General features: G+C 47.0%; 25 protein-coding genes and 1 pseudogene. 7 read left to right on the top strand and 19 right to left on the bottom strand.

Going from position 1 to position 21755, the window contains the following annotated elements:
* Positions 1-36: 36 nt before the first annotated feature.
* Positions 37-213 (bottom strand): hypothetical protein, encoded by a 177-nt coding sequence (locus AC6I8U_RS23620; RefSeq protein ID WP_197058667.1) that lies wholly within the window; start codon positions 211-213, stop codon positions 37-39.
* A gap of 194 nt (positions 214-407) precedes the next feature.
* On the opposite strand from AC6I8U_RS23620, the gene AC6I8U_RS23615 reads away from it, so the two are divergent.
* Together AC6I8U_RS23615 and AC6I8U_RS23610 are read left to right on the top strand one after the other, a co-directional pair.
* Positions 408-1142: an IclR family transcriptional regulator gene (locus tag AC6I8U_RS23615; protein WP_234497043.1), complete on the top strand. Its 735-nt coding sequence runs from the start codon at positions 408-410 to the stop codon at positions 1140-1142.
* 6 nt (positions 1143-1148) lie between these two features.
* Positions 1149-2003, top strand: a complete 855-nt coding sequence (locus AC6I8U_RS23610; RefSeq protein ID WP_498018758.1) for an arginase family protein — start codon at positions 1149-1151, stop codon at positions 2001-2003.
* A 60-nt stretch (positions 2004-2063) separates the two neighbouring features.
* Here AC6I8U_RS23610 and AC6I8U_RS23605 read toward each other — a convergent pair whose 3' ends face one another.
* Positions 2064-3293, bottom strand: coding sequence for a DEAD/DEAH box helicase (locus AC6I8U_RS23605; RefSeq protein ID WP_498018757.1), 1230 nt, complete (start codon positions 3291-3293; stop codon positions 2064-2066).
* 324 nt (positions 3294-3617) lie between these two features.
* On the opposite strand from AC6I8U_RS23605, the gene AC6I8U_RS23600 reads away from it, so the two are divergent.
* Positions 3618-3821 carry a hypothetical protein gene (locus AC6I8U_RS23600; protein WP_234497047.1) on the top strand — a complete coding sequence of 68 codons (204 nt, stop codon included), beginning with the start codon at positions 3618-3620 and terminating at the stop codon, positions 3819-3821.
* A gap of 68 nt (positions 3822-3889) precedes the next feature.
* Here AC6I8U_RS23600 and AC6I8U_RS23595 read toward each other — a convergent pair whose 3' ends face one another.
* On the bottom strand, positions 3890-4501 hold the full coding sequence (locus AC6I8U_RS23595; RefSeq protein WP_446568273.1) for a TetR/AcrR family transcriptional regulator: 612 nt from the start codon (positions 4499-4501) through the stop codon (positions 3890-3892).
* A gap of 141 nt (positions 4502-4642) precedes the next feature.
* Between AC6I8U_RS23595 and AC6I8U_RS23590 the strand changes: the two genes are divergently transcribed.
* On the top strand, positions 4643-5698 hold the full coding sequence (locus tag AC6I8U_RS23590; protein WP_498018756.1) for an MBL fold metallo-hydrolase: 1056 nt from the start codon (positions 4643-4645) through the stop codon (positions 5696-5698).
* Entirely contained in the window at positions 5695-6033 is a 339-nt protein-coding gene (locus AC6I8U_RS23585; protein WP_498018755.1) for a DUF5329 family protein, read from the top strand. Before AC6I8U_RS23590 ends, AC6I8U_RS23585 begins: the two co-directional genes overlap by 4 nt.
* Here AC6I8U_RS23585 and AC6I8U_RS23580 read toward each other — a convergent pair.
* The 4 genes and pseudogenes from AC6I8U_RS23580 to AC6I8U_RS23565 form a co-directional block, all read right to left on the bottom strand.
* A complete protein-coding gene (locus AC6I8U_RS23580; protein WP_498018754.1) occupies positions 6030-6881 on the bottom strand; it encodes a MaoC family dehydratase in 852 nt (283 codons plus the stop codon). The two genes, AC6I8U_RS23585 and AC6I8U_RS23580, sit on opposite strands and share 4 nt — an antisense overlap.
* Positions 6882-7059: 178 nt before the next feature.
* Positions 7060-8497 (bottom strand): annotated as a pseudogene (locus AC6I8U_RS23575) (IS1182 family transposase).
* Between the two features lie 121 nt (positions 8498-8618).
* Positions 8619-9647: an NADPH-dependent curcumin/dihydrocurcumin reductase gene (curA, locus tag AC6I8U_RS23570; protein ID WP_498018753.1), complete on the bottom strand. Its 1029-nt coding sequence runs from the start codon at positions 9645-9647 to the stop codon at positions 8619-8621.
* Between the two features lie 86 nt (positions 9648-9733).
* Positions 9734-10318 (bottom strand): TetR/AcrR family transcriptional regulator, encoded by a 585-nt coding sequence (locus tag AC6I8U_RS23565; protein ID WP_128648715.1) that lies wholly within the window; start codon positions 10316-10318, stop codon positions 9734-9736.
* Positions 10319-10509: 191 nt separating this feature from the next.
* Between AC6I8U_RS23565 and AC6I8U_RS23560 the strand changes: the two genes are divergently transcribed.
* Both AC6I8U_RS23560 and AC6I8U_RS23555 read left to right on the top strand, forming a co-directional pair.
* A complete protein-coding gene (locus AC6I8U_RS23560) occupies positions 10510-10638 on the top strand; it encodes a DUF3012 domain-containing protein (protein WP_081935844.1) in 129 nt (42 codons plus the stop codon).
* Between the two features lie 217 nt (positions 10639-10855).
* Positions 10856-12472 carry a methyl-accepting chemotaxis protein gene (locus AC6I8U_RS23555; RefSeq protein WP_498018752.1) on the top strand — a complete coding sequence of 539 codons (1617 nt, stop codon included), beginning with the start codon at positions 10856-10858 and terminating at the stop codon, positions 12470-12472.
* Positions 12473-12557: 85 nt separating this feature from the next.
* On the opposite strand, the gene AC6I8U_RS23550 is transcribed toward AC6I8U_RS23555, so the two are convergent.
* From AC6I8U_RS23550 to urtC, 12 genes are all read right to left on the bottom strand, one after another.
* A complete protein-coding gene (locus AC6I8U_RS23550) occupies positions 12558-12959 on the bottom strand; it encodes a DUF4345 family protein (protein WP_252016751.1) in 402 nt (133 codons plus the stop codon).
* Between the two features lie 97 nt (positions 12960-13056).
* A complete protein-coding gene (gene ureG, locus AC6I8U_RS23545) occupies positions 13057-13692 on the bottom strand; it encodes an urease accessory protein UreG (RefSeq protein WP_252016749.1) in 636 nt (211 codons plus the stop codon).
* 61 nt (positions 13693-13753) lie between these two features.
* Positions 13754-14488 (bottom strand): urease accessory protein UreF, encoded by a 735-nt coding sequence (locus tag AC6I8U_RS23540; RefSeq protein WP_498019642.1) that lies wholly within the window; start codon positions 14486-14488, stop codon positions 13754-13756.
* 9 nt (positions 14489-14497) lie between these two features.
* On the bottom strand, positions 14498-15076 hold the full coding sequence (locus AC6I8U_RS23535; protein ID WP_419153466.1) for a HupE/UreJ family protein: 579 nt from the start codon (positions 15074-15076) through the stop codon (positions 14498-14500).
* Positions 15077-15131: 55 nt separating this feature from the next.
* Complete coding sequence (gene ureE, locus AC6I8U_RS23530; protein WP_042471061.1) at positions 15132-15584, bottom strand: urease accessory protein UreE; 453 nt, start codon at positions 15582-15584, stop codon at positions 15132-15134.
* 35 nt (positions 15585-15619) lie between these two features.
* Positions 15620-17323 carry an urease subunit alpha gene (gene ureC / locus AC6I8U_RS23525; RefSeq protein ID WP_042471057.1) on the bottom strand — a complete coding sequence of 568 codons (1704 nt, stop codon included), beginning with the start codon at positions 17321-17323 and terminating at the stop codon, positions 15620-15622.
* A gap of 86 nt (positions 17324-17409) precedes the next feature.
* The gene (locus AC6I8U_RS23520) at positions 17410-17745 is read right to left on the bottom strand and encodes an urease subunit beta (protein ID WP_128648713.1); all 336 of its coding nucleotides are present in this window, start codon (positions 17743-17745) and stop codon (positions 17410-17412) included.
* Between the two features lie 44 nt (positions 17746-17789).
* A complete protein-coding gene (ureA, locus tag AC6I8U_RS23515; protein ID WP_042471054.1) occupies positions 17790-18092 on the bottom strand; it encodes an urease subunit gamma in 303 nt (100 codons plus the stop codon).
* A gap of 33 nt (positions 18093-18125) precedes the next feature.
* The gene (locus AC6I8U_RS23510) at positions 18126-19025 is read right to left on the bottom strand and encodes an urease accessory protein UreD (protein ID WP_498018751.1); all 900 of its coding nucleotides are present in this window, start codon (positions 19023-19025) and stop codon (positions 18126-18128) included.
* Positions 19022-19717 carry an urea ABC transporter ATP-binding subunit UrtE gene (urtE, locus tag AC6I8U_RS23505; RefSeq protein ID WP_128648711.1) on the bottom strand — a complete coding sequence of 232 codons (696 nt, stop codon included), beginning with the start codon at positions 19715-19717 and terminating at the stop codon, positions 19022-19024. Before urtE ends, AC6I8U_RS23510 begins: the two co-directional genes overlap by 4 nt.
* 1 nt (position 19718) lies before the next feature.
* Positions 19719-20570 (bottom strand): urea ABC transporter ATP-binding protein UrtD, encoded by an 852-nt coding sequence (gene urtD, locus AC6I8U_RS23500; protein ID WP_498018750.1) that lies wholly within the window; start codon positions 20568-20570, stop codon positions 19719-19721.
* On the bottom strand, positions 20567-21754 hold the full coding sequence (gene urtC / locus AC6I8U_RS23495) for an urea ABC transporter permease subunit UrtC (RefSeq protein ID WP_498018749.1): 1188 nt from the start codon (positions 21752-21754) through the stop codon (positions 20567-20569). The genes urtD and urtC overlap by 4 nt, the downstream gene beginning before the upstream one ends.
* Position 21755 lies beyond the last annotated feature (1 nt).

The raw sequence follows: 21755 nt of genomic DNA, 5'->3' as shown, positions 1-21755 counted from the left end.
ACACTCAGCCCTTCCCCCTTTCGGGCTGAGTGTGCATCATTCCCTCGGTTCCTTCTCATCATTCAGACCGGCAAACAATACGCCGCTTTTAGGCATCCAGAATTGGCAACCTTCTCGCTTCATAGACGTCGGGTTTCCCCATGCTGTACAAAGGTCTTTCTCGTTGTCTCTTTTTCTTTGAAACTGGCGACAGGTTCCACAAACAAATTCCATTTATCACCCTCCTCTCGTTCCACATTACCTTAGTTGGATATTCATCGAGTTGTATTGATTCATCGCAACTTACTCCAATGTAAGAATCTGCTTATTTTTCACCTCATGAGAAAGCCTCTGCTTAATTTTGTTCCCTTTCTTACCGGACAGGAATATAAATTGCGTAATCCTTTTTGATGATAGATAACGCCCATATGGGAAACGCACTACAGCCACCAACTCAGGTAAACGAAAAGCCATTGCAACTGCTTATGCAGGTTGCTGTATCCGATGAACCCGTATCTGCTAAGACTTTGAGCCAGCAGTTAGGTGTACCACTTAGTAGCCTTTACAGACATATCAAACTACTTAAAGAGTGGAACCTCATTGAAGAAAGTGCTCATGACAAAACGCTCATCGTCGGCCCGGCCGCTCTTTTACTGATGCACAGCTACCAATCAAGTCCTCACAACTTGGAAACGATTGAGAGCATTTTGTTCAGACTGCAGAAGCAAACGGGTGAGATGGCGGCCTACATGGTACCAGTGGGTTATCGAGCATTGTGTGTCAGCCTACAAGAAAGTGCCCAAGCACTGCGTTGTAGCTACGTTCGTGGACAAAGCCAGCCTTTATTGCGCGGCGCATCGTCCAAGGTAATGCTGGCCTACCTGCCTGAAGCTCGACGCGAAAAGATCCTTCGCCATTTCGGAGAAGAAGCAAACGCCGAAGCTTGGCAAACTGAGTTGGATCAGATTCGCAAACAAGGATTTGCTATCAGTACGTCTGAGTTTGACCCTGGAGTGACGGGCATCAGCGCACCTGTTACCAAGGGATCTAAGCTAATCGGTGCTGTTTCCATTATGGCGCCTGCTCATCGTGTGGAGGCGAACAAGGACAGATTCATTCTTCATGTATTGCAGGCAGCCAGAGCGTTGCCTCCAGAAAGGTAATTCATCATGCTAAGCGTCTTCAAACAGCTATGGAAACGTCGCTATCACCCTGTAATGGACAACAAACTGTCAGTCTTGACGGTATGCGAAGCGATTAAACCCCAGACCAATGCCCAGTTTGAAGACGCCGAATCCTTGCTCGATACGGCTTACGATTGGCTTAGCGCTCAACATCATTCTCATTCAATGAGAAACGCTGGGCATTTCCCAATTCTTACTGCCTACAAGAGTGAACGACCATACTTTGAAAACCCAATGGCTAGCCATGATTTCAAAGAGAAGTTAGTTGAGCAATTAACCGTAGGCGCGATGCCTTTGCTGATTTCTAACTGCCATGAAGCCTTGCTCGATGTCTTTCCAAGTCTGCTTATTGAGCGAGAAGAAGTCGGTATCATCAATATCAACGCTCATCTTCTAATGGACCAATGTCTTGATCTGACCATGGGCTCAATGCTGCACTTCGCCTTAAATCGATTTAATGAATGTCGTGCCTTTCATATTGGCATTGATGGCAGCAAGTGCGACAAAAAACAGCTAGAGTATGCAGAAGATATGGGGTGCGACTGGCTCATGGCAGATGAAGTGAACTATAGAGGTCGCGCGATACTCAAAGAGCAATTAGCACGCTTTATTAGTCATTGCGACAAGCTCGTGATTACGATTGACCTGCCTTCGATTTCAAAACACAACTCGAGCAGTGAGAAGCGAAAGCTGGATATTACCATGGTATTAAGAGCACTTCGCCAGTGCCTGGCATCAAACAAAGTGTTGCTCGTTCAACTCGTTGGGGCGCAAGAGCAACACATCTATTCCAAAGCAACCCAATTGCTGGTTCAGGAGATGGGTGAGTTTTATCAATGAAGCGACAGCGAACAAACTCTCAGAGTTATTCGAAAAAATCGCCTCAATGCGAGGCGATTTCTATGATCGTTTGTTCTTGCCTTGAAACTGCTTAATGCTTTTCTTTCTCTGTGTTCTGCGATTGGCTTGCTTGTCTCGTGGTGCACGTTTGTTCTCACCAGTGGAAGGCTTATCGGTAACCGGAAAACCATCCAGCTCCTTTAGCGCGAGTTCACGGCTAGTCGTCTTTCTTATGGCTTCAAGATACTCGGTTTCACCGTGGCAAACTAGAGACACAGCGACACCTTGCTGTCCAGCTCTTGCGGTTCTTCCAATTCGGTGAACATAAGTCTCTGGATTGGATGGCAGTTCGAAGTTAATGACGACAGGGAGACTCTCAACGTGAATGCCGCGCGCAAGTAGATCTGTGGCGATAAGGACACGCACTTTTTGCTGTTTAAAGCTCTCAAGCGTTGCTTCTCTCTCAGCTTGATTTTTATTGCCATGTAGTGCGGCTGCCGAAAGCCCTGCTTTACTCAGTTTTTTACAGAGCGCGTCAGCGTTATCTTTCGCTCCAATAAACACTAATACCTGAGACCAGTCATTGCGTGTAATTTGATCTATCAGTGCTTTAGCTTTGCTTCCTTTATTGACTAGGTAAAGGGTCTCTTCGATTGCGCCTTCGTTTTTAGCCTCTTTTTGTGCCTCAATGAACACTGGAGAGCTAAGCAACGTTTTTGCTTTTTCTTCTAGTGCCAACGGAAAGGTAGCCGAAAACAACAGCGTTTGACGCTGTTCCGGCAGGCTTTGAATAATGCGCTGTACGTCTGCCCAAAAGCCCATTTCTAGCATTCGGTCAGCTTCATCAAGTACCACGTTAGATACCATACTCACGTCTAACGCTTCTTCAGCTAATAGCTCGATAAATCTTCCCGGTGTGGCAACAACAACCTCCCACCCCATAGAAAGTTCAGCTTTCTGTTGTTCTTTATCTACCCCACCGCAAATACAAACCGATCTTACTGACGTATTTTTGGCAACCATAAGCAAGGCGTCGGTAACTTGTGACGCAAGCTCACGAGTTGGAACGAGGACTAAAACTTTAGAACTGGCGTGCTTTTCGAGAATGAGATGTAAGAGAGGCAGTCCATAAGCCAATGTCTTTCCACTTCCCGTCTGGGCGATCGCTAAAACATCCTTGTGATTTAGAATCGCAGGAATAGCGAGTGCCTGAATGTCCGTTGGTTCGCAGAATGTTTCAGGTAACGCTGCTGTCAGCTCTTGAGATAGCGATAGCTTGGTAAATGGCATAGTTTTGGTCTTCGTTAATGCTGATTAAGGATGGTGTCGTGGGAAATGAATCGCTCAGTAGACATGTTATATAACTGCCCAAACTTCCCTCTTCCCATCAAAGAGCGCACTTTACCACAGATAACTTAGCGGTGTTTAGCGACTCTCATCTTGTAAGTTACTTGAGCAAGCTATTTGGTACATAAAACATTCATATATTTCCGTTACCCTCAATTTATAGCGGCATGTTGGATACCTAACCGTCAGTAAAGAGTTGTGCCAAACAAGGTCGCTATGACTAAAAACAAAACAGACTATGTAAGATTGACGAGAGAAAAACGAACAATGAAAGATGTACATTTTATCGAGGTGAAACGATACATGGAGCGTCAGTACTCAGTGCCTCCAGCCTACATCGATGACCTAAAGTCGGCACAACTCAAAGGATTTCCAAACCAGTACGCGGTGCTTGTCGAAGCGTTCAATAGAGAGTGGAGTTTGCTGATTGATATTAGTAAGTCGAATATTAGTATCAGAGAAGTTATGTAGTGCGCACACATTAGCCATCGAGAAACTAAACTGCGCACTATATTGGAAAGCGACAGGTTGGCAATTAACTAAGCTAAATAACGCGCCAAGAATAAGTCCGCCGTCGACTTAGCCAACTGCATAACCGCCTCTTCACTCATAACATCACTCATACCCATCAACTGTGGCCAAAAGCAGCTTCCCTTTATCAAGCTGTGAAGCTGAATGCTCGCAGTATCAATATCTTCTATGTTAAGCACGCCCTTCTCGTTTTGCTGTTCAAGCCACTTATAAAGTGCGGTCTCTTGCTTAGTCATTTTGGCAGCTTGCTCTTTGAGCTCGTCTGGTCGATAGAAGTAGTGACCAAAGGCAACTTTGGCTAAGTCGATATAGGAAGGCTTATTTAGGATTCGGATCTCATGCGCTAACAAATAGTGAAGCTGCTCTTCGACACTTTTCGTTTCGAGGGGGGTGAGGTCAACGTCCGCCATGGATTGGTGCCAAAGTTCAGACAGCAATAACATCACTAACTCTTCTTTCGATTCGAAGTGATTGTATACCGTGCGTTTCGACACGCCTGCCAATGAAGCCAACTTATCCATGCTGGTATTTTGCACGCCAAACTCGTTGAATGCGTCTTTCGCGGCGTTGATGATCGCTTCTCTCTTCAACTCGCTTCTTGTTTTCTTCTTTTCAATCATAACGTTAGCCAACAAAGTGGAAATTTCTCTAAATATTTTACACTAAGTAGTTTACTTTTCACCACATAAAAGTAAACTACACTGGTCAGTTTACTTAAAGAAGAGATGAGCAAAAGCTCACATGACAGAAGAGCCAGCACTATGAGAAAGTCTCTACTAGCCACATTAGGAGTTCTATCAATGAGCACTACTGCACTAACAGCTTGTACAAATACTGAAAAAGATCCTGAGCGTTACCCAGACAAATACGTCAATAGCGAAATGGAGTACAAATCTAGCTTTGGTGACATGGTTGAGATCATGAAATCCTACTTCACCACAGATCGCGCTGAACCAACCCCGACGTTTGACTTGCCGGTGAACACGATCACAGCTCAGCAGTTGATCGAGGAAACAGAAGACGTGGTCTATCGTATAGGACACTCTAGTGTGATTATGAAGCTCGACGGTCAGATCGTCATGGCTGACCCAGTGTTCAGTGACCGCGCGTCACCAGTACAATGGGCAGGACCAAAACGTTTCCACCAGCCACCTATCTCACTTGATGCACTGCCAGAGATCGATGTAATCGTGATAAGCCACGACCACTATGACCATCTAGACAAAGCGTCAGTGAAAGCGCTAGCAAACAAAACGTCGCACTTTATTGTGCCGCTTAAAGTAGGCAACCACCTGACTAAGTGGGGTGTGCCTGAAAGTAAAATCACCGAGCTAGCTTGGTGGGAGTCACATGAAGTCAATGGTATCGAGTACACGCTCACGCCAACACAGCACTTCTCTGGTCGCGGTTTAACTGACCGAGATTCAACCTTATGGGGAAGCTGGGTAATCGACAGTAAAGAAGCCAAAGTCTTCTTTAGCGGAGATTCAGGCTACTTTGGTGGGTTTGCTGAGATTGGTGAAAAATACGGTCCTTTCGACTTTACTATGATAGAGACAGGCGCATACAACAAGCTATGGTCACAGATTCACATGTTCCCGGAGCAAAGTGTTCAAGCGCATATTGATGTCAAAGGTAAAGTGATGATGCCAATTCACAACAGTACATTTGACCTGTCGATGCATGACTGGCATGAACCGATGAACAAAGCCCTAGAGATCAGCGAAGAGCGCGGTGTTACTATGGTCTCTCCAGAAATTGGTGAACGATTAGAAATCCTAAATCCGACACCAGTCAAACAATGGTGGAAACAGTGAAGCCCCAAGCGCTAGCTCTATTACTTGTTACACTAGCCAGCACAAACGTGCTGGCTGATACCGAAAGTGATGTGCTGTATCTGATCGATCAGATGCAGACCTCCTCATGCACCTTTATCCGAAATGGTAAAGAACACACCGGGCAAGAAGCGGCAGATCACCTTCGAAGGAAATGGGACTATGCCAAGGATGATGTCACCTCTACACAGGTGTTCATTGATGAAGTGGCGTCTAAAAGCTGGTTTACTGGCAAAGCCTATCAAGTCGTTTGCGCAGATAGCTCGTCTAGCAGTGCTGACTGGCTAACGCAACAGCTAAAAGCCAAAGCGAACTAAGCTCCCTTCTCCAACAAACTCATTGCCACGCAGCTTTTGTTATCCTCGTTCACAAGCAGAAGCTGCGTTTTGTTGCCGCACACCTTCAGTGTCTGATCGACGAACACGGGACGCTTGAAGTCAAAGCGGCACTTTTTAATCAATTCTGTATTTATCTCGTTGCTGGCAACATTCAGCAATCTCACTGCCATGTCCATTCCGTGCACAATGGGGGCTTTGAACCCAAACAGCCTAGCCATAAGACCATTCAGGTGGATAGGATTGTAATCACCCGATACCTTAGCATACGCTTTGGTGTGCTTCTTAGATGTCTCAAGAGTCGTGCTGATATGATAAGCACTGAGGTCTTCTACCGGCGCTGATTGACGTTTTTTCGACTTCACTCCCCTATTTGACATCAGGTAACCAGACCGGTAGCGTGCGATGACTTGACCTTCCAGTGAGAATTCACCGACCGTTTCAAACCTCTGCCCTTTTTCTGTTTTCTCTACCATCTCCAGCGCGACGGTAAAATGGTAGTTCTGCTCGGCCTCGAGTTGTTGAAACATCTCAAATTCAACAAACGTGTGTACCAGACCAAGCGGGCGGACGGCGGTCTCTGGATGAACAAATAATTGAAGCAGTTCACTCTGCGTAGCGACGAACAAGTAAGTCAATGGGATATCTGACGCGTCAAAACCGAAGTGCTGGCAGTAACGGTTTAATGCCCTGCCTTCAATAGAAAAGGAAGGATTTGTCAGTGTCGCCGATGATGCCGTTTGAATAGAACCTTTAATCTTGGGCCTTTTAAACAACGCTTTAAGCAGAAGAGAGCGGTATTGAACACTGCTAGAAGCCGTTATGTGCATAGTCTTAAGTCCATCATCAAACAAAGCAGACAGTGTACTCTTTCCAGTGTGAACGGCTCAAGACAAACAAAAACAGCGCCTTAAAAATAGGCGCTGTTTCAGATTGCTGACGAACCCCGCTTTTTCAAGCGGGGTTCTTTTTCTGAGCGGCCATAGGCCGCGATCGCGATATTTTTTGTTAGATAGCGCTCTGAAGTGAGTTGAGCCTAAACCGGCATACAGAGGCCAGTATTTGACGTATTTCTGCCCTATTTAAGCCCATTTTTCGCAGATAGCTCACCACCAACGCTATCTTCTTGATGTTTTGAGCGGCAGCGGCTAACCAACATTGCATCTGCACTTTTTGCGAGACCACGGTAGCGCGCGTAACGGTGACCATGGTGTTGTTTTGCATCGGCGAAGCTTCGTTCTACCGTTTCACTTCGCCTCCGATACGTCTTTTTCCGTAGCAAGAGAGTCGCATTTGATTGGCTCGCTCCACCGCCTCGCTGTAGAGGTGACGCGTTATGACCTTCTGCATGTTTTCACTCTTGGTGCAGTCGTCCCGAACGGGGCAAAACGCACATTGCTTCGGGTCGGAAGCGTATGAGCGATAGCCTGCGCGTGTTGTGGTTTTATAGACGAGCTCCTGCCCTTCTGGACAGCGATAGGTATCGGTCTCTTTTTTGGTATTTGAAGTCTTTCTTCTTAAATTTGTTCTTAGTTCTTGATGGGCGGCGATACCCGAACACACCTAATAGACTGCGGCGCTCGAGTGATTCAGCAACAGGCGCTGTGAAGTAACCTGCATCGATACCAACTGCGATGGGGTTGAGGTTGAACTGCTCTAGCGTGTGGTCGAGACGACGGATATAGGGCTGTGAGTCATTCACATTCCCCGGTGTTGCGTATGTGTCTATGATTATACCGTGCTTGCCATCCACGGTTCGGTGGTCAAGATAGAAGAAGCCTTGAGGCTTATTGTCCCGGGTCATGAAGCCACTTTCAGGGTCGGTGGTGCTGACTTTGGTGTTTTTGACGTCTGTCTTTGGTGGCGTCTCCTTGAATGGATTTTTACCTTCGGCTTCTCGGTCTGCGGCCACATCTTCATTCAGCATATCAAGATAAGCGCCTGCACTAACTGGGCGCAGACGATTCATGTGCTTGTTCTTGTTAGCATTGGCTTTAAGGTGTGTACTGTCAGTGAAGAGCTCCTGTCCTGCGACTAAGCCTTTCTCCATCGCTTGAAGCACTATGTTATTGAAGATGCGCTCAAAGACTTCAGTACCATTGAAGCGTCGAATTCGGTTCTGGCTTAACGTCGAAGCATGGATAACTTTTTCGGTCAGTGACATTCGCAAGAACCAACGATAGGCGACGTTCACTTCAATTTCTTTGACCAGTTGGCGCTCACTTTTGATGCCGAATAGGTAGCCAAGCAGAATGATTTTGAATAAACGAACAGGGTCTACGGGCGGGCGGCCGTTATCTTTGCAGTATAGATGTGCCACTTCGTCTCTGATGAATTCAAAGTCGATGGCATTATCAATTTTTCGTACGAGATGATTTTGTGGAACAAGCTGTTCCATAGTGACCATTTCAAGTTCGTATTGCTGAGGAGAAGGTTCTTGAAGCATATCGGAGTATCCATATTTCGATACTCCTATTAGATCAAAGGTCTGGCTCGAAAGCTAGACCTTTGTCAGCAGTCTGAAACAGCGCCTTAAAAATAGGCGCTGTTTCTCGTGACTTCGCGGACTAATCTAGGTCATTTAGCTGAATTACCAGTTTACCGAAGTTCTTACCTTCCAATAAACCGATAAACGCATCCACTGTGTTATCCATACCCTGTACTAAATGCTCTTTATACTGCATCTTACCTTGGGCTAGCCACTGACCCATTTGAGTCGCGAACTCGTCGTAACGGTGTCCATAGTCATCAAAAATGATAAAGCCTTGCATCTTAATACGCTTGATAAGAAGCGTTGCAACTAGCGCAGACATTCGGTCTGGCCCTTCTGGCAATGACGTTGCGTTATATTGAGAAATCAAACCACAGACGGGTATACGTGCGCCGGTGTTCAGTAGTGGCATCACTGCGTCGAATACCTTACCGCCCACGTTTTCGAAATAGACGTCAATACCGTTATCACACGCTTGTGCTAGTTGCTGCGCAAAATCATCTGCTTTGTGGTCCAAACAAACATCAAAACCTAGTACCTCGACTGCGTGACGACATTTCTCTTCACCACCAGCGACACCCACCACTTTGCAACCGTTTAGCTTAGCGATCTGGCCAACTGTTGCGCCAACCGGACCTGTCGCCGCCGCCACAACTACTGTGTCACCTGCTTTAGGCTGACCAATATCGAGCAGTCCCATATATGCTGTGAAACCTGGCATACCCATAATGCCTAGCGCGTAAGATGGATGTGTTGGCGCCTTACCTAACTTAACTAAGCCCTCACCATTGGAAATGCCAAAGTCCTGCCAACCAGTGTAAGCAAGTACCCATTCGCCCTCTTCAAACTGATCGTTTTTAGAAGCCTCAACGCGGCATACGGTAGCCCCTACCATCACCTCATTAAGAGCAACTGGTTCAGCGTAAGATTCCGCATCATTCATACGACCACGCATATAAGGATCAAGAGAAAGGTAAATGGCTTTCAGTAGTACCTCACCATCATTTGGTTGAGGAATCTCGACTTGTTCGATTCGGAAGTTGTCTTGTGTTGGTGCACCAACTGGGCGAGAGGCTAAAACAATTCTTCTGTTCTGTTGTGACATGGTGATTTCCTTTTATATTAGACCAGTCGTCTAGTGTTCGTTTTCAAAAAAACCTGCATCGCAAAAGCAGGTTAATTTTAGTTCATTTAACGCTTTAGCAGTGATTGAGTCGCTGCTAGAGCAAATTCTAATTGCTGGGTGTTTTGGCTAAGCTTGCTGAGCAAACTGGCACCTAGCCATTGTTGGTAAACCACGTTGGCTGTCGTTGTGCTGTCTTGCTCCGTGATAGAGCCATCTTCAATACCAGCATCGATACAGCGAGCTATCGTAGCCGTAATCTGAATGGCGCCTTGATGAAGCGCATCTCTCATCGGCTCTGACAAATCAGAAACCTCAGCACCGAGCTTAACCACAAGGCACTTGTGTGCGTTGCATCGACCCGCGTCAACCTCTAACCAACGACGAAAATACCCCATCAAGCGCTCATAGCCTGTTCCTTCAGCTTCATTAAGCAAGGTGTCTAGCCGCGCCAAGTAGCCTTCGAAATAACTCGCTATCAGCACCTCACCAAAGTGTTCTTTAGATTTAAAGTAATGATAGAAAGAGCCTTTCGGCACTTCTGCAGTTTTCAATAACTCCGAGAGCCCAACCGCAGTAAAGCCCTTCGATAAAATAAGTTCGTACCCAACATCGAGAATATGCTGCCGAGTTTCATTGGTTTTCGTATTCATGCACCCATGATGACATAGAATTAGACCAGTCGTCTAGTGATTTTATGCTGCACATTCTTGTTTAGTTAAGTACGCGCTTCCCTCGCATAACCGCTGACGCTATACTGGTAACAATTAGTAACAACGGATATATAACACAGGAAGTAGTAATGAACTCGACGCTAAAAGCATTAGCACTAGCCGCCCTAGCAATGTTGGCACTAAGTGCATGTACCGAAGTTGGTAGTGAAGCTTGGTGCCAAGACATGCAAGAAAAGCCAAAAGGCGATTGGACGGCTAACGAAGCAAGCGATTACGCAAAGCACTGTATCTTCAAATAATTTCATCAAAGGGTGGGCTCTTACTGCGCGTGATCACCCTTTAATACATTACAAAATGTTACACATCTCGCACCATTTAACAAAACAAACCAACCTACTGCACATTTTCGATAATTAGCCACTAATATCCACAATTTTTACATACCTATCTCTATACAGCTTTTGTCTATCCGTTAGCATATAAACAATCATAAAAACAAAGTGATAGAGGCTAGGCATGAAGCTCAACAACATAAGCATTAAGGCAAAAATCCAGATCATCGTTGTATTATCTGCAGTGTTAATGCTATCGATGGGAATATTTAATGTGTTCCTGCAACAGCAACAGCAACTCGCAGAGCGAGAGGGGAAACTCCGTGCTCAAGTTGAGGCCGCGGTTTCGCTGGTTAACTATTATCGCACCCAACCTTCCCTATCTTCACAACAAGCAGAGCAGGCAGCGAGACAAGCGCTTGGCGCCCTTCGATACGACAAAAGCAACTACTTCTGGGTGACCGATAGTAAGAACACCTTAGTCCTGCATCCACTTCGACCACAAGCGATCGGTAACAACATGAGCGATATTGCCGACGGTGCCGGAAACTACCATTGGCGTGAGATGTCGCGCATCGCAAAATCAGATGGCGCAGGCTTCTTAGATTACACCTGGCTCTCTCCAGAGGGAGAATTAAAAGACAAAATCTCTTATGTTGCTTATGTTCCTCAATGGGATTGGATCATCGGCTCAGGGTTATTTGTCTCCGACATTAAAGAGGATTTTATAGCTCAAGTGACCAAGCAAATCGCTTTCACTGTAGGCTGTGTGGCGATCCTATTTATGACGAGCTTTGTGGTTGGTAATAACATCGTTAAACCAATTGAACAGCTAGTCGAGAACCTAAAGCGTATGGCAAATGGCGATCTGACTACGCAATTAGCAAAAAGGCGTAAAGACGAAGTTGGGCAGCTAAGCAATGGGTTGGATCAAATGCAATCAACGATACGTGACACCATCACGGCTGCGACCATTACCGCTGATACTGCGAGTCGACTCTCTGAAAGCATCGCATCGACCAGTGAAGAGACAGCACAAAGCCTTGATTCGCAAAACTCGCAGCTGGAACAGCTGGCGACAGCGATGAACGAGATGTCTGCGACCATCAACGACGTAGCGACTAATGCTGAGCAGAGCGCTGAGCGCACTAGCGGCGCCGCAGAGCATGCCAAAACGAGTAGCGTCAGCATGGACTCAACACTCGAGGAAGTCTCTGCTATCTCCATTTCGATCGACGAGACGACTCATCTCATGGCGGCATTAAAACTCGGTGTCGACAATATCGGTAAGGTCGTTGAGGTTATTCAAGAGGTTTCAGAGCAGACGAATCTATTGGCACTAAACGCTGCCATCGAAGCCGCACGTGCTGGCGAACAAGGTCGTGGCTTTGCCGTAGTGGCGGATGAAGTACGCAACCTCGCAAGCCGAACGCAGCAATCAACCAATGAAGTGCAAACCACAATCAACGAGTTGCTGTCTAAGACGGGTGAAGTACTCGATGTCATGGAGCAGAACAATACCAGCATTGCCGCCAGTGTTTCAGGAGCACAAGAGACAAAAGTGACTCTAGAGTCGATGCTTGGTGACCTGAGCGGTGCGAATGATATGGTCGCTCAGATTGCAGCGGCAGCAGAGGAACAAAGCATGGTATCCAATGAGATGAGTGAGAACGTTACTACTATTCATTTATCCGCTCGCGAGATTAACGAGGCAAGTAATCAATTAGCCTCAAAGACTCAGGAGATGGCCGTTGCGGCTGAAGAGTTAAAGCAGCAACTCACCTACTTTAAACTCTCTTGATATCGATACAAAACTTACAAATACCAGAATGAAAAACGCCCCTCTGAAGAGTCTATCCAGAGGGGCGTTTTGTATTTGCTATCTACTATTTGAAATAAAATCGCCGTTTGGGCAGTTTCCAGAGAATGAACAACCCCCAAACAGTGAAGAAGACTTCCGTTGCCAGATAGATTTGCATCGTATCGTTAGGTTGGGATTCCACAACGATACCCATCAATCTCGTTACTGCCATTAAGCCTGCAAGCAGAGTGGCGGCAATAACCGACAATTTCAATGTCTCGTTTCTAAGTACCAGTAGCGCCAATATGATGCCTATCGCCATCATCATGCCACCATAGGTCGCTCGTATATCAATGGCTGCCGAGTAAGAAAACAATGCACTGTCTGTTACTCGTTCGAACAGCATATTTGGGGACAGAGAAAACAACAGCCCGTAACCAAAAAAGACCAGTGTTGTTATCCATACCATCAGCTTTGCTTGAAACATACACGTTCCGCCTATCTCGTCTTTAGCAAAAGTGTAAGTCACAACCGTCACTTATGTGTAACTTTGAGTCTGTAAATCCAAGCGAAGTCTTAAAATCTTAACTATGAAACTCAAGCATACCTTCAGTCAAAATGAAATCGATGATGGTGTCCAAACCTTTACTCTCTTTTAAGTTGGTAAAGACATACGGCTTGGTTGGGCGCATACGTTGTGTGTCTTGCTCCATCACCTCTAGTGATGCACCAACATAAGGGGCGAGGTCTATCTTGTTGATAACAAGCAGATCAGAGCGCGTAATGCCCGGACCACCTTTACGTGGGATCTTCTCCCCTTCCGCTACGTCAATAACATAGATAGTTAAGTCAGCAAGCTCAGGGCTGAACGTCGCACTTAGGTTATCACCACCACTCTCAACAAATACCACATCGAGATTTTTATGAAGTTTAGCGAGCTCTTCTACCGCTGCTAGGTTCATGGAAGCGTCTTCGCGAATCGCGGTATGAGGACAGCCTCCCGTTTCTACACCGATGATACGATCTGGTTCAAGAGCCTCTGCTCGAGTTAGGATCTTCGCATCTTCCTGCGTATAGATATCATTGGTCACAACAGCAATATGGAGTTTATCCCTGATCGCTTTACACAAGACCTCAAGCAATGCTGTTTTGCCTGAGCCTACTGGGCCACCGATTCCGATTCGTAGTGGCTGTTTATAGCTGTCTGTTGTACTTGTCATGATGTTATCTCTTCCTTTTTCGTCACTCGTTTGTTGTCAAGACGGTTTGTGCCGCTAACCACTATGAGCGAAATAATCTTGTATATTGTGTCTCATGAAGACTGCTGGCTATGGATACCGAAGGTGTAAAACTGCCAATCATCCAGTCTTCCGTCTGCTGTTCGATTTCGAGCGCTTTAGCAAACTGATCAGATAGATTGATAAGTGCAAGCTGACCGTCGGTTTGACCCAAAGGAACCAGCTTTACGCCTGCCATGACTAAGTTCTCAGCCCAGCTCCACAAGTAGCCTTTCTTGAGCTCGTTCAAATCAATCTTCCAATACACCGCAGCAACACATAAGCCGAGCAGCTGGTTTGGCTGATAATCGTCGAGCGCGACGCCGTCAATCGCTATTTCTAATCTGCCAAGCAAAGTATTGAGTGCTAGCCCTCGTTGCTTCTCTTCAGCTCGCAACTCTTTCGTCTCACGACTGCTCACCAATCTGTCTGACAGGTCTGAAATCGCGTTAGTATCTAAAGCTTGAATCGCCTGATAAAGCCTGTCGATGATTGGCAGTTCGAGGGTTGCAACGCTGCTAAACAGCATGTTTGCCAACCACTCTTCCATCGAAGCGCGGTTTTTCACCCAGCCCGCCTCCACCGCCCATTCAAGACCTTGCGAGTAAGTAAACCCGCCAATGGGAAGTGATGGGCTGATTAACTGGAACAATCGATAGCTAGACACATCGTTGTTGGTTTTAGGCTCCGACGTCGACTCAATATCGCTGTAGCCCCCCAGAGCCTGATTGGCATTCATTGCCATAAATTAGGCTGCCATCAAAAACAGTGAGCTTGCCGCAGCAACGCCAACCGACATCCAACGTGATGCAACGCGGCTGCCAATTTGAGTGCCCAGTGTCATAAGAGCTGTCGCGCCCAAAGCCATTCCCAGAGAGAACTGACCAAGTGTGCCTTCAGCTTCAACACCATGTGCATAGCCGTGGAAAAACATCATGCCAATACACAGACCAACCGCTAACTTAACCATCTTTTGCGATGCACTGAACGCATGCCAAATCGCCGCACTGACCACAAAAAGAGACGCCACGATCGCTGTCTCCACACCGGTCGCGAGACCAAAGGTGCTGCCAATTAATAATCCCACCATAAGCATCGCTAGCGCGCCGGCGACTAGACCAATTTTTTGAGCCTTAGTCGCGCTTAAACAACCAACAAGAAGACCAAAAGCAAGTAGCATAATCAGATGATCGATACCCGTCACTGGGTGCGTAAGACCACTTGAGAATGCCGTTGATTCATGACCAGGATGTGCTAATGCAAAAGTCGGAGCCAATAAAAGAGAGCTGAACGTTGTTAATTTGAGGAATGGTGTTTTCATTGAAATTTCCTTTTCATTATATTTTTAGTAGTAAATCGTTGTGGTTCGGTTTGTATTCGGATTAATGATGGTGGTGATGTCCACCACTTTTGCCACCGTAGGCGCCACCTTCTGGCTCAAACGGCGCAAGCTCTGAAGTCACTTCTGCGCCAAGTCCTTCCACCATCTCATCTAATACATGATCGTGTTGATATCGAACCCAACCAAACTCCACTTGAAGTGGCACGTGACGGTTGCCGAGGTGATAGGCAACACGAGTAAGCAGGTGTAGGTCACTGCAATACACTGACGAGACTTGCTCAGGCGCAGCTTTCACTTCAATCACGAGTCCACACTTACTCTTAAGCTGCTCTCCTCCACGAAGAATATGACCTCTTGGCAAAAACAAACCTGCGTCACGACCATCATCAAGAATGACCTTTAGGCGGCTCTTAATACGGCTGTCGATAGGCAGACTTAAAAATGCGTGAGGTTGTGGTGTTAACTCTTTGGTAATTTCTATTAATTCAATCACTGTGTTGTCCTCAAAAAACTCTCAATACCCATCGGTTAAAATAAGAAATAACGCTGTGCCATTGGTAAGACCTCGGCAGGCTCACAAACAAGTAACTCACCGTCGGCACGCACTTGATATGTCTGGGAATCCACCTCGATATTCGGCTGCCAATCATTCAACTTCATGTCCGCTTTGCTGATTGTTCGGCACTGTTTAGCGACGCCAATTAAGCTGCCCAGTCCAAGCTGAGCGGCAATGTCAGCATCAGCTGCTGCTTGTGAGACAAACAACATTGAGGTGTTTTGTGATGCTTTACCGTAGCTGCCAAACATAGAGCGGTAGTGAACGGGCTGCGGAGTCGGAATCGATGCATTAGGATCACCCATCGGTGCCATCGCAATCATACCGCCTTTAAGCACTACGCTCGGTTTTACTCCAAAGAAGGCTGGCTTCCACAGGACCAAGTCAGCAAGTTTGCCAACCTCAATGGAACCGATTTCATGCGCCATACCATGTGTGATAGCTGGGTTGATGGTGTACTTGGCAACATATCGCTTCAAACGGAAGTTATCACTGTAACTAGAGTCTTCTTTAAGGCTGCCACGCTGTACTTTCATCTTGTGAGCGGTTTGCCAAGTTCGAGTGATCACTTCACCCACACGTCCCATCGCCTGTGAGTCAGAGGCAATCATAGAAAATGCGCCCAGGTCGTGCAGAATATCTTCTGCTGCAATGGTTTCGCGGCGAATGCGAGACTCTGCGAATGCCACATCTTCTGCAATAGAAGGCGATAAGTGGTGACACACCATCAACATATCTAGGTGCTCATCCACGGTATTGACCGTATATGGCCGCGTTGGGTTGGTTGAAGACGGCAGTACGTTTGATTCGCCAGCGGCTTTAATGATGTCTGGCGCGTGACCACCGCCCGCCCCTTCGGTGTGATACGTATGAATAACGCGATCGCCAATAGCGCCAAGCGTAGACTCTACAAAGCCAGATTCATTTAGAGTATCGGTATGAATGGCAACTTGAACATCCATTTCATCGGCAACGGTCAGACACGTATCGATGGATGCTGGTGTCGTACCCCAGTCTTCGTGAAGCTTCAAGCCTACTGCTCCGGCAGCGATTTGTTCACGCAGTGCTTCTGGTTGACTGGCATTACCTTTACCAAGCAAGCCGAAGTTCATTGGAAATTGGTCTAACGACTCAAGCATGCGATGCATGTTCCACGGACCAGGAGTACAGGTCGTCGCATTGGTGCCCGTATTTGGGCCAGTGCCGCCGCCAATCATAGTAGTGACACCGGAAGCTAACGCTTCTTCGATCTGTTGAGGACAGATGAAGTGGATGTGAGAGTCAATTCCACCCGCCGTCAATATTGAACCTTCTCCGGCTAATACTTCGGTACCTGGACCAACGATGATATCAACACCTGGCTGTATATCCGGGTTGCCCGCTTTGCCGAGCGCTTGAATGCGCCCATTTTTCACCGCGACATCCGCTTTAATGATGCCCCAGTAATCCAACACCAATGCGTTGGTAATGACGAGGTCAGGGGTTTCAGCGCTAGGACGCTGACTCTGGCCCATACCGTCGCGAATTACTTTACCGCCACCAAATTTAACTTCGTCACCGTATACAGTGAGGTCTTGTTCTACCTCTAGCCAAAGCTCTGTATCCGCTAAGCGAACTCGGTCCCCGACTGTGGGGCCAAACATCTCGGCGTATGCCTGTCTGGATATCTTCGCCATTATTCTTCCTTGTTGTTTTGTTTGGCGTACTGATGATTAGCCCAAATAGTTTTCTTATCTTGAAGTACTACTAAGGCTACCGCGCACTACAGCGCGCCCATTACCTTGCCTTGGAAACCATAAACTTCACGCTTGCCTGCAAACGAAACCAACTCAACAGTTCGCGACTGCCCTGGTTCAAAACGCGTTGCTGTGCCAGCGGGAATGTTTAGGCGAAAGCCTTTTGTCAGGTCTCGGTCGAAGCTCAGTGCTTCGTTGACCTCGAAGAAGTGGTAATGAGAGCCAATTTGCACTGGTCTATCGCCTAGATTCTCGACCTTTACCGTGACCGTCTCTCGGCCCACGTTTAGTTCGATATCACCTTTGGCGGTCTCGACCTGCCCTGGGACAAAGCCCGTGTAGTGTTTGGATGAACCTGCCATGTCACCTCCTAAATTTAGTTAAGCGAGTTTGTTAAACCGATGAGTTAAACAATGGGTTCATGGACGGTCACCAATTTGGTGCCATCAGGAAATGTCGCTTCAACTTGAACGTCGGGGATCATAGACGGAACGCCTTCCATGACATCTTCGGTGGTAAGTAGAGTGCGCCCAAAATCCATCAGTTCGGAAACTGTTTTCCCTTCTCTAGCGCCTTCTAAAATGGCGCTAGAGATAAGAGCGACGGATTCTGGATAATTGAGTTTCAAGCCTTTGTCTTTGCGCTGCTGAGCTAACATACCAGCGCAAAAGATGAGAAGTTTGTCCTTCTCTCTTGGGGTCAATTCCATTGATAAGCCTTATCGTCGATTCTAATTGTTGGTTTAGGTTGCCCAGATCCTCGGTGGATATGGACATTCGTCAGTCCAATGCTCTCTCGCCACCTGCCAAACTTGTTGGAAGCAATCCAAGATCACCTCACTCCAGTTCCCAAGTGCACGAATTACAAGCAAATTTTCCAACTGGCTCGCAGCAATAAGTACTGCACCTTTTTTGTTTTCTTGCTGCATGGTAGTGAGCAAGCTCTGTACCAACTGGTAAAAATCTTCATCATCAATTGAAATGTAAAGAGTCCCCATCATTTGATAGCCAAGAAGACCTTTATCTTTCAATAGGTTATCTTCACCCCTAACATTCAAACCTTCTGTAAGTAAACGTTGCCCATCAAGGTAAATCTCTGTTTTACCTACTAAATGCCCTGAGCTAAATCCCTCATTTAGTGCAGGGCGACCAAAACAGTGCATCTCCCAGCCCAAAAACTGTGCATCCTTTTCGAGGTGCACTTGTGTATCCATTCGCACGTGCGCATCGGGAAAAAAGATGTTCTCTTGAGGCAACCACTCAAGGCGCGCTCCTTTTTCTACCGATAAAATCTGGCTCTGCTTAGCATACTTATTTTCAGAGCGGTAAAACTTGGTGGCACCTGGTGTGGTAATCAACACATTAGCGCCCCGTTCTGCCTTCGCTTTAATTTGTAACGTATCACCGCCTACTACACCGCCCGGAGGATGAAGCAGGTAGGTATGGCAGGGATTACCCTCGGGGTAGAGAGGACGCTGTATCGCGAGTGGTCCTTGCTGCGAACGGTGTTTGAGGACGGTTTTGTCACCTCGATTGACAAAACCCAGACTGAGTCTGGCTTTCCAGCCAAACTCAGTTTGTGCGTCAATTATTTGACCAAGACCCGCCTTCGGGTCTTGGGGGACTTCAAGGAGCGTGGTCATACTGTCAAATACTCCTTAATCAAGCCGTCATTTAGAGCTGCCATCTCACCCTCAGCCACTTGGCGACCTCGGTCAAGAATGCAAAACTGATCACCGACTTTTCTTGCAAACGGCAGTTTCTGCTCGACCAATAACACCGTCAGACCCAGTTTCTCATTGAGCATGCGGATGATATCGCCAATCTCTTGAACGATATTGGGTTGGATACCCTCTGTCGGCTCATCGAGGATCAGTAGTTTTGGATTCACCACTAATGCACGACCAATCGCGAGTTGCTGCTGTTGACCACCCGACAAATCGCCCCCTCGACGATGAAGCATCTCCTTTAGCACAGGGAAGAGATCGAAAATAAACTCAGGGATCTTGCGATCGCCCTTGTCTCGAATCGGTAGTCCTACTTCAAGGTTTTCTTGAACCGTGAGCATCGGAAAGATCTGTCGGCCTTGAGGCACATAGCCAATACCCATTCTAGGGCGTGACTCGGCATCGTGTTTTAGTAGCGACTCTCCATTGAGCTGAATATCGCCGCTCTTAACCTTGACCAAGCCCATAATGCACTGCAGCAGCGTCGTTTTTCCTACGCCATTACGTCCCATAAGCACGGTACATTTACCCTCGGGAATCGACATATCAAGATCCCACAAGGTGTGGCTTTCACCATAAAACTGATTGAGTGATTGAATCTGTAGCATGCTATTCCCCTAGATAAACCTGTTTGACCTCAGGATGAGACTGAACCTGATCCATCGTACCCTCTGCAAGCACATGACCCTGGTGAAGTACGGTGACGTGACTCGCGATTGAGCGGACAAAATCCATATCATGCTCAACCACGACGACCGAGTGTTTACCCGCTAGCGAGTTAAGCAGCTCTGACGTTCTGTCCATTTCTTGATGGGTCATACCTGCAACAGGTTCATCGACGAGCAGTAATTTAGGGTTTTGCATCAGCAACATGCCGATTTCCAACCACTGCTTTTGGCCGTGAGAAAGGTTACCCGCGGTCAGCGCAGCGTTATCTTTCAAATGAATCAACTCAAGCACTGACTCAAGCTTATCTTGTTGCTCACCTGATAATGTCGCGGTGTAGGTTCCCCACACTCCACGCACACCTGACATCGCTAACTCTAAGTTTTGCCAAACGGTCAGGCACTCAATCACGGTTGGTTTTTGAAATTTACGACCAATGCCTGCGTTGGCAATCTCCGACTCATTCATCTTGAGAAGGTTAATGTTGGAGCCAAGCCAAACTTGTCCGGTATCTGGCTTCGTTTTACCCGTGATGATGTCCATCATGGTGGTTTTGCCCGCCCCATTTGGTCCAATGATGCAGCGTAACTCCCCTTCCTTGATATACAGGTTGAGATCATTGATCGCTTTAAAGCCGTCAAAGCTTTTATTCACGCCTTCCACATAGAGCAGAATGTTATGACGTGTATCGACAAGAGGATGCTGTTCAGGTTTGAGAAACGAGAACACCTCATCACGTTTGGTGATCTCTTGCACCGAGCTTTTTAGCTGCTGAGCTCTATTTAACGTCGTCATGCGGTTGCCTCCTTGTCAGACTCTTGTGTGGACTTTGAGCGTTTCTTGAGTAGCGCGATTTTTTCGGAAACAAACCCAATCAAGCCTTTCGGGAAGTACATGGTAGACAGTACAAACAAACCGCCCAGCGCAAACAGCCATACTTCAGGGAACTCAACCGTAAACCAGCTCTTGGCATAGTTAATGACCAAGGCACCAACAATTGCGCCAAACAAGGTGGCTCGTCCGCCTAGCGCAACCCAAACCACGATCTCAATAGAGTTCAGTGGTGCAAATTCTCCCGGGTTAATAATACCGACCTGAGGGACATACAACGCACCAGCAATACCAGCGATAACGGCAGACAGTACGAATATCCATAGTTTGATGCCATCAACGTCATAGCCCATGAAGCGTGTTCTCGACTCCGTATCGCGAATCGCCATAGATACACGACCAAGTCTGCTACTGATAACCGTTCTACAAACGATATAGCTGATGACAAGTGCAACCCCAGTCACCATAAACAGCGCGATTTTGGTCGAATCTTGTTGCAGGCTATAGCCGAGAATGTCTTTAAAGTCGGTAAGGCCATTGTTACCACCAAAACCCATTTCATTGCGGAAGAAAGCCAGCATTAAGGCGTAGGTTAAGGCCTGGGTCATTATTGACAAATACACCCCTGACACTCTCGAACGAAATGCGAGATAACCAAATACATAAGCGAGTGCACCCGGTACCAGAACGACCATTAGGCAAGCAAACCAAAACTGATCAAAACCATGCCAGAACCAAGGAAGCTCCTGCCAATTTAGGAATACCATAAAGTCCGGCAATATTGGGTTACCATACACACCCCTATCACCGATTTGGCGCATCAGGTACATGCCCATGGCGTAGCCACCAAGCGCAAAGAAAGCGCCATGCCCTAAACTCAGGATCCCGAGGTAACCCCATACTAAATCCACCGCCAGAGCGAGCATCGCATAACTTAGATACTTACCCATCAGTGAGATAGTAAACGTCTCAACGTGAAGTGGGTGGCCTGCTGGCAATAGTGTGTTCGCTAGCGGTATCAAGACAACAGCAGCTAAGATAGCCAAAATCGTAAGCTGTCCGCCCTTATCTCCACGCATAGCCGATAGAACAAACGACTTAGACTGTGTGCCCGCCGAGTGTCCAGAAGATTGAATTGTTGATTGCATA

It is taken from the genome of Vibrio sp. KUL80 (assembly GCF_059725495.1).
This window is presented reverse-complemented; position numbering and strand designations above follow the sequence as displayed.

Bases quoted from the DNA above. Each gene is read 5' to 3' on its own strand.
- AC6I8U_RS23620 (WP_197058667.1), bottom strand. From the start codon at position 213: ATGGAATTTGTTTGTGGAACCTGTCGCCAGTTTCAAAGAAAAAGAGAC.
- AC6I8U_RS23615 (WP_234497043.1), top strand. From the start codon at position 408: ATGGGAAACGCACTACAGCCACCAACTCAGGTAAACGAAAAGCCATTG.
- AC6I8U_RS23610 (WP_498018758.1), top strand. From the start codon at position 1,149: ATGCTAAGCGTCTTCAAACAGCTATGGAAACGTCGCTATCACCCTGTA.
- AC6I8U_RS23605 (WP_498018757.1), bottom strand. From the start codon at position 3,293: ATGCCATTTACCAAGCTATCGCTATCTCAAGAGCTGACAGCAGCGTTA.
- AC6I8U_RS23600 (WP_234497047.1), top strand. From the start codon at position 3,618: ATGAAAGATGTACATTTTATCGAGGTGAAACGATACATGGAGCGTCAG.
- AC6I8U_RS23595 (WP_446568273.1), bottom strand. From the start codon at position 4,501: ATGATTGAAAAGAAGAAAACAAGAAGCGAGTTGAAGAGAGAAGCGATC.
- AC6I8U_RS23590 (WP_498018756.1), top strand. From the start codon at position 4,643: ATGAGAAAGTCTCTACTAGCCACATTAGGAGTTCTATCAATGAGCACT.
- AC6I8U_RS23580 (WP_498018754.1), bottom strand. From the start codon at position 6,881: ATGCACATAACGGCTTCTAGCAGTGTTCAATACCGCTCTCTTCTGCTT.
- curA (WP_498018753.1), bottom strand. From the start codon at position 9,647: ATGTCACAACAGAACAGAAGAATTGTTTTAGCCTCTCGCCCAGTTGGT.
- AC6I8U_RS23565 (WP_128648715.1), bottom strand. From the start codon at position 10,318: ATGAATACGAAAACCAATGAAACTCGGCAGCATATTCTCGATGTTGGG.
- AC6I8U_RS23560 (WP_081935844.1), top strand. From the start codon at position 10,510: ATGTTGGCACTAAGTGCATGTACCGAAGTTGGTAGTGAAGCTTGGTGC.
- AC6I8U_RS23555 (WP_498018752.1), top strand. From the start codon at position 10,856: ATGAAGCTCAACAACATAAGCATTAAGGCAAAAATCCAGATCATCGTT.
- AC6I8U_RS23550 (WP_252016751.1), bottom strand. From the start codon at position 12,959: ATGTTTCAAGCAAAGCTGATGGTATGGATAACAACACTGGTCTTTTTT.
- ureG (WP_252016749.1), bottom strand. From the start codon at position 13,692: ATGACAAGTACAACAGACAGCTATAAACAGCCACTACGAATCGGAATC.
- AC6I8U_RS23540 (WP_498019642.1), bottom strand. From the start codon at position 14,488: ATGAATGCCAATCAGGCTCTGGGGGGCTACAGCGATATTGAGTCGACG.
- ureC (WP_042471057.1), bottom strand. From the start codon at position 17,323: ATGGCGAAGATATCCAGACAGGCATACGCCGAGATGTTTGGCCCCACA.
- AC6I8U_RS23520 (WP_128648713.1), bottom strand. From the start codon at position 17,745: ATGGCAGGTTCATCCAAACACTACACGGGCTTTGTCCCAGGGCAGGTC.
- ureA (WP_042471054.1), bottom strand. From the start codon at position 18,092: ATGGAATTGACCCCAAGAGAGAAGGACAAACTTCTCATCTTTTGCGCT.
- AC6I8U_RS23510 (WP_498018751.1), bottom strand. From the start codon at position 19,025: ATGACCACGCTCCTTGAAGTCCCCCAAGACCCGAAGGCGGGTCTTGGT.
- urtE (WP_128648711.1), bottom strand. From the start codon at position 19,717: ATGCTACAGATTCAATCACTCAATCAGTTTTATGGTGAAAGCCACACC.
- urtD (WP_498018750.1), bottom strand. From the start codon at position 20,570: ATGACGACGTTAAATAGAGCTCAGCAGCTAAAAAGCTCGGTGCAAGAG.
- urtC (WP_498018749.1), bottom strand. From the start codon at position 21,754: ATGCAATCAACAATTCAATCTTCTGGACACTCGGCGGGCACACAGTCT.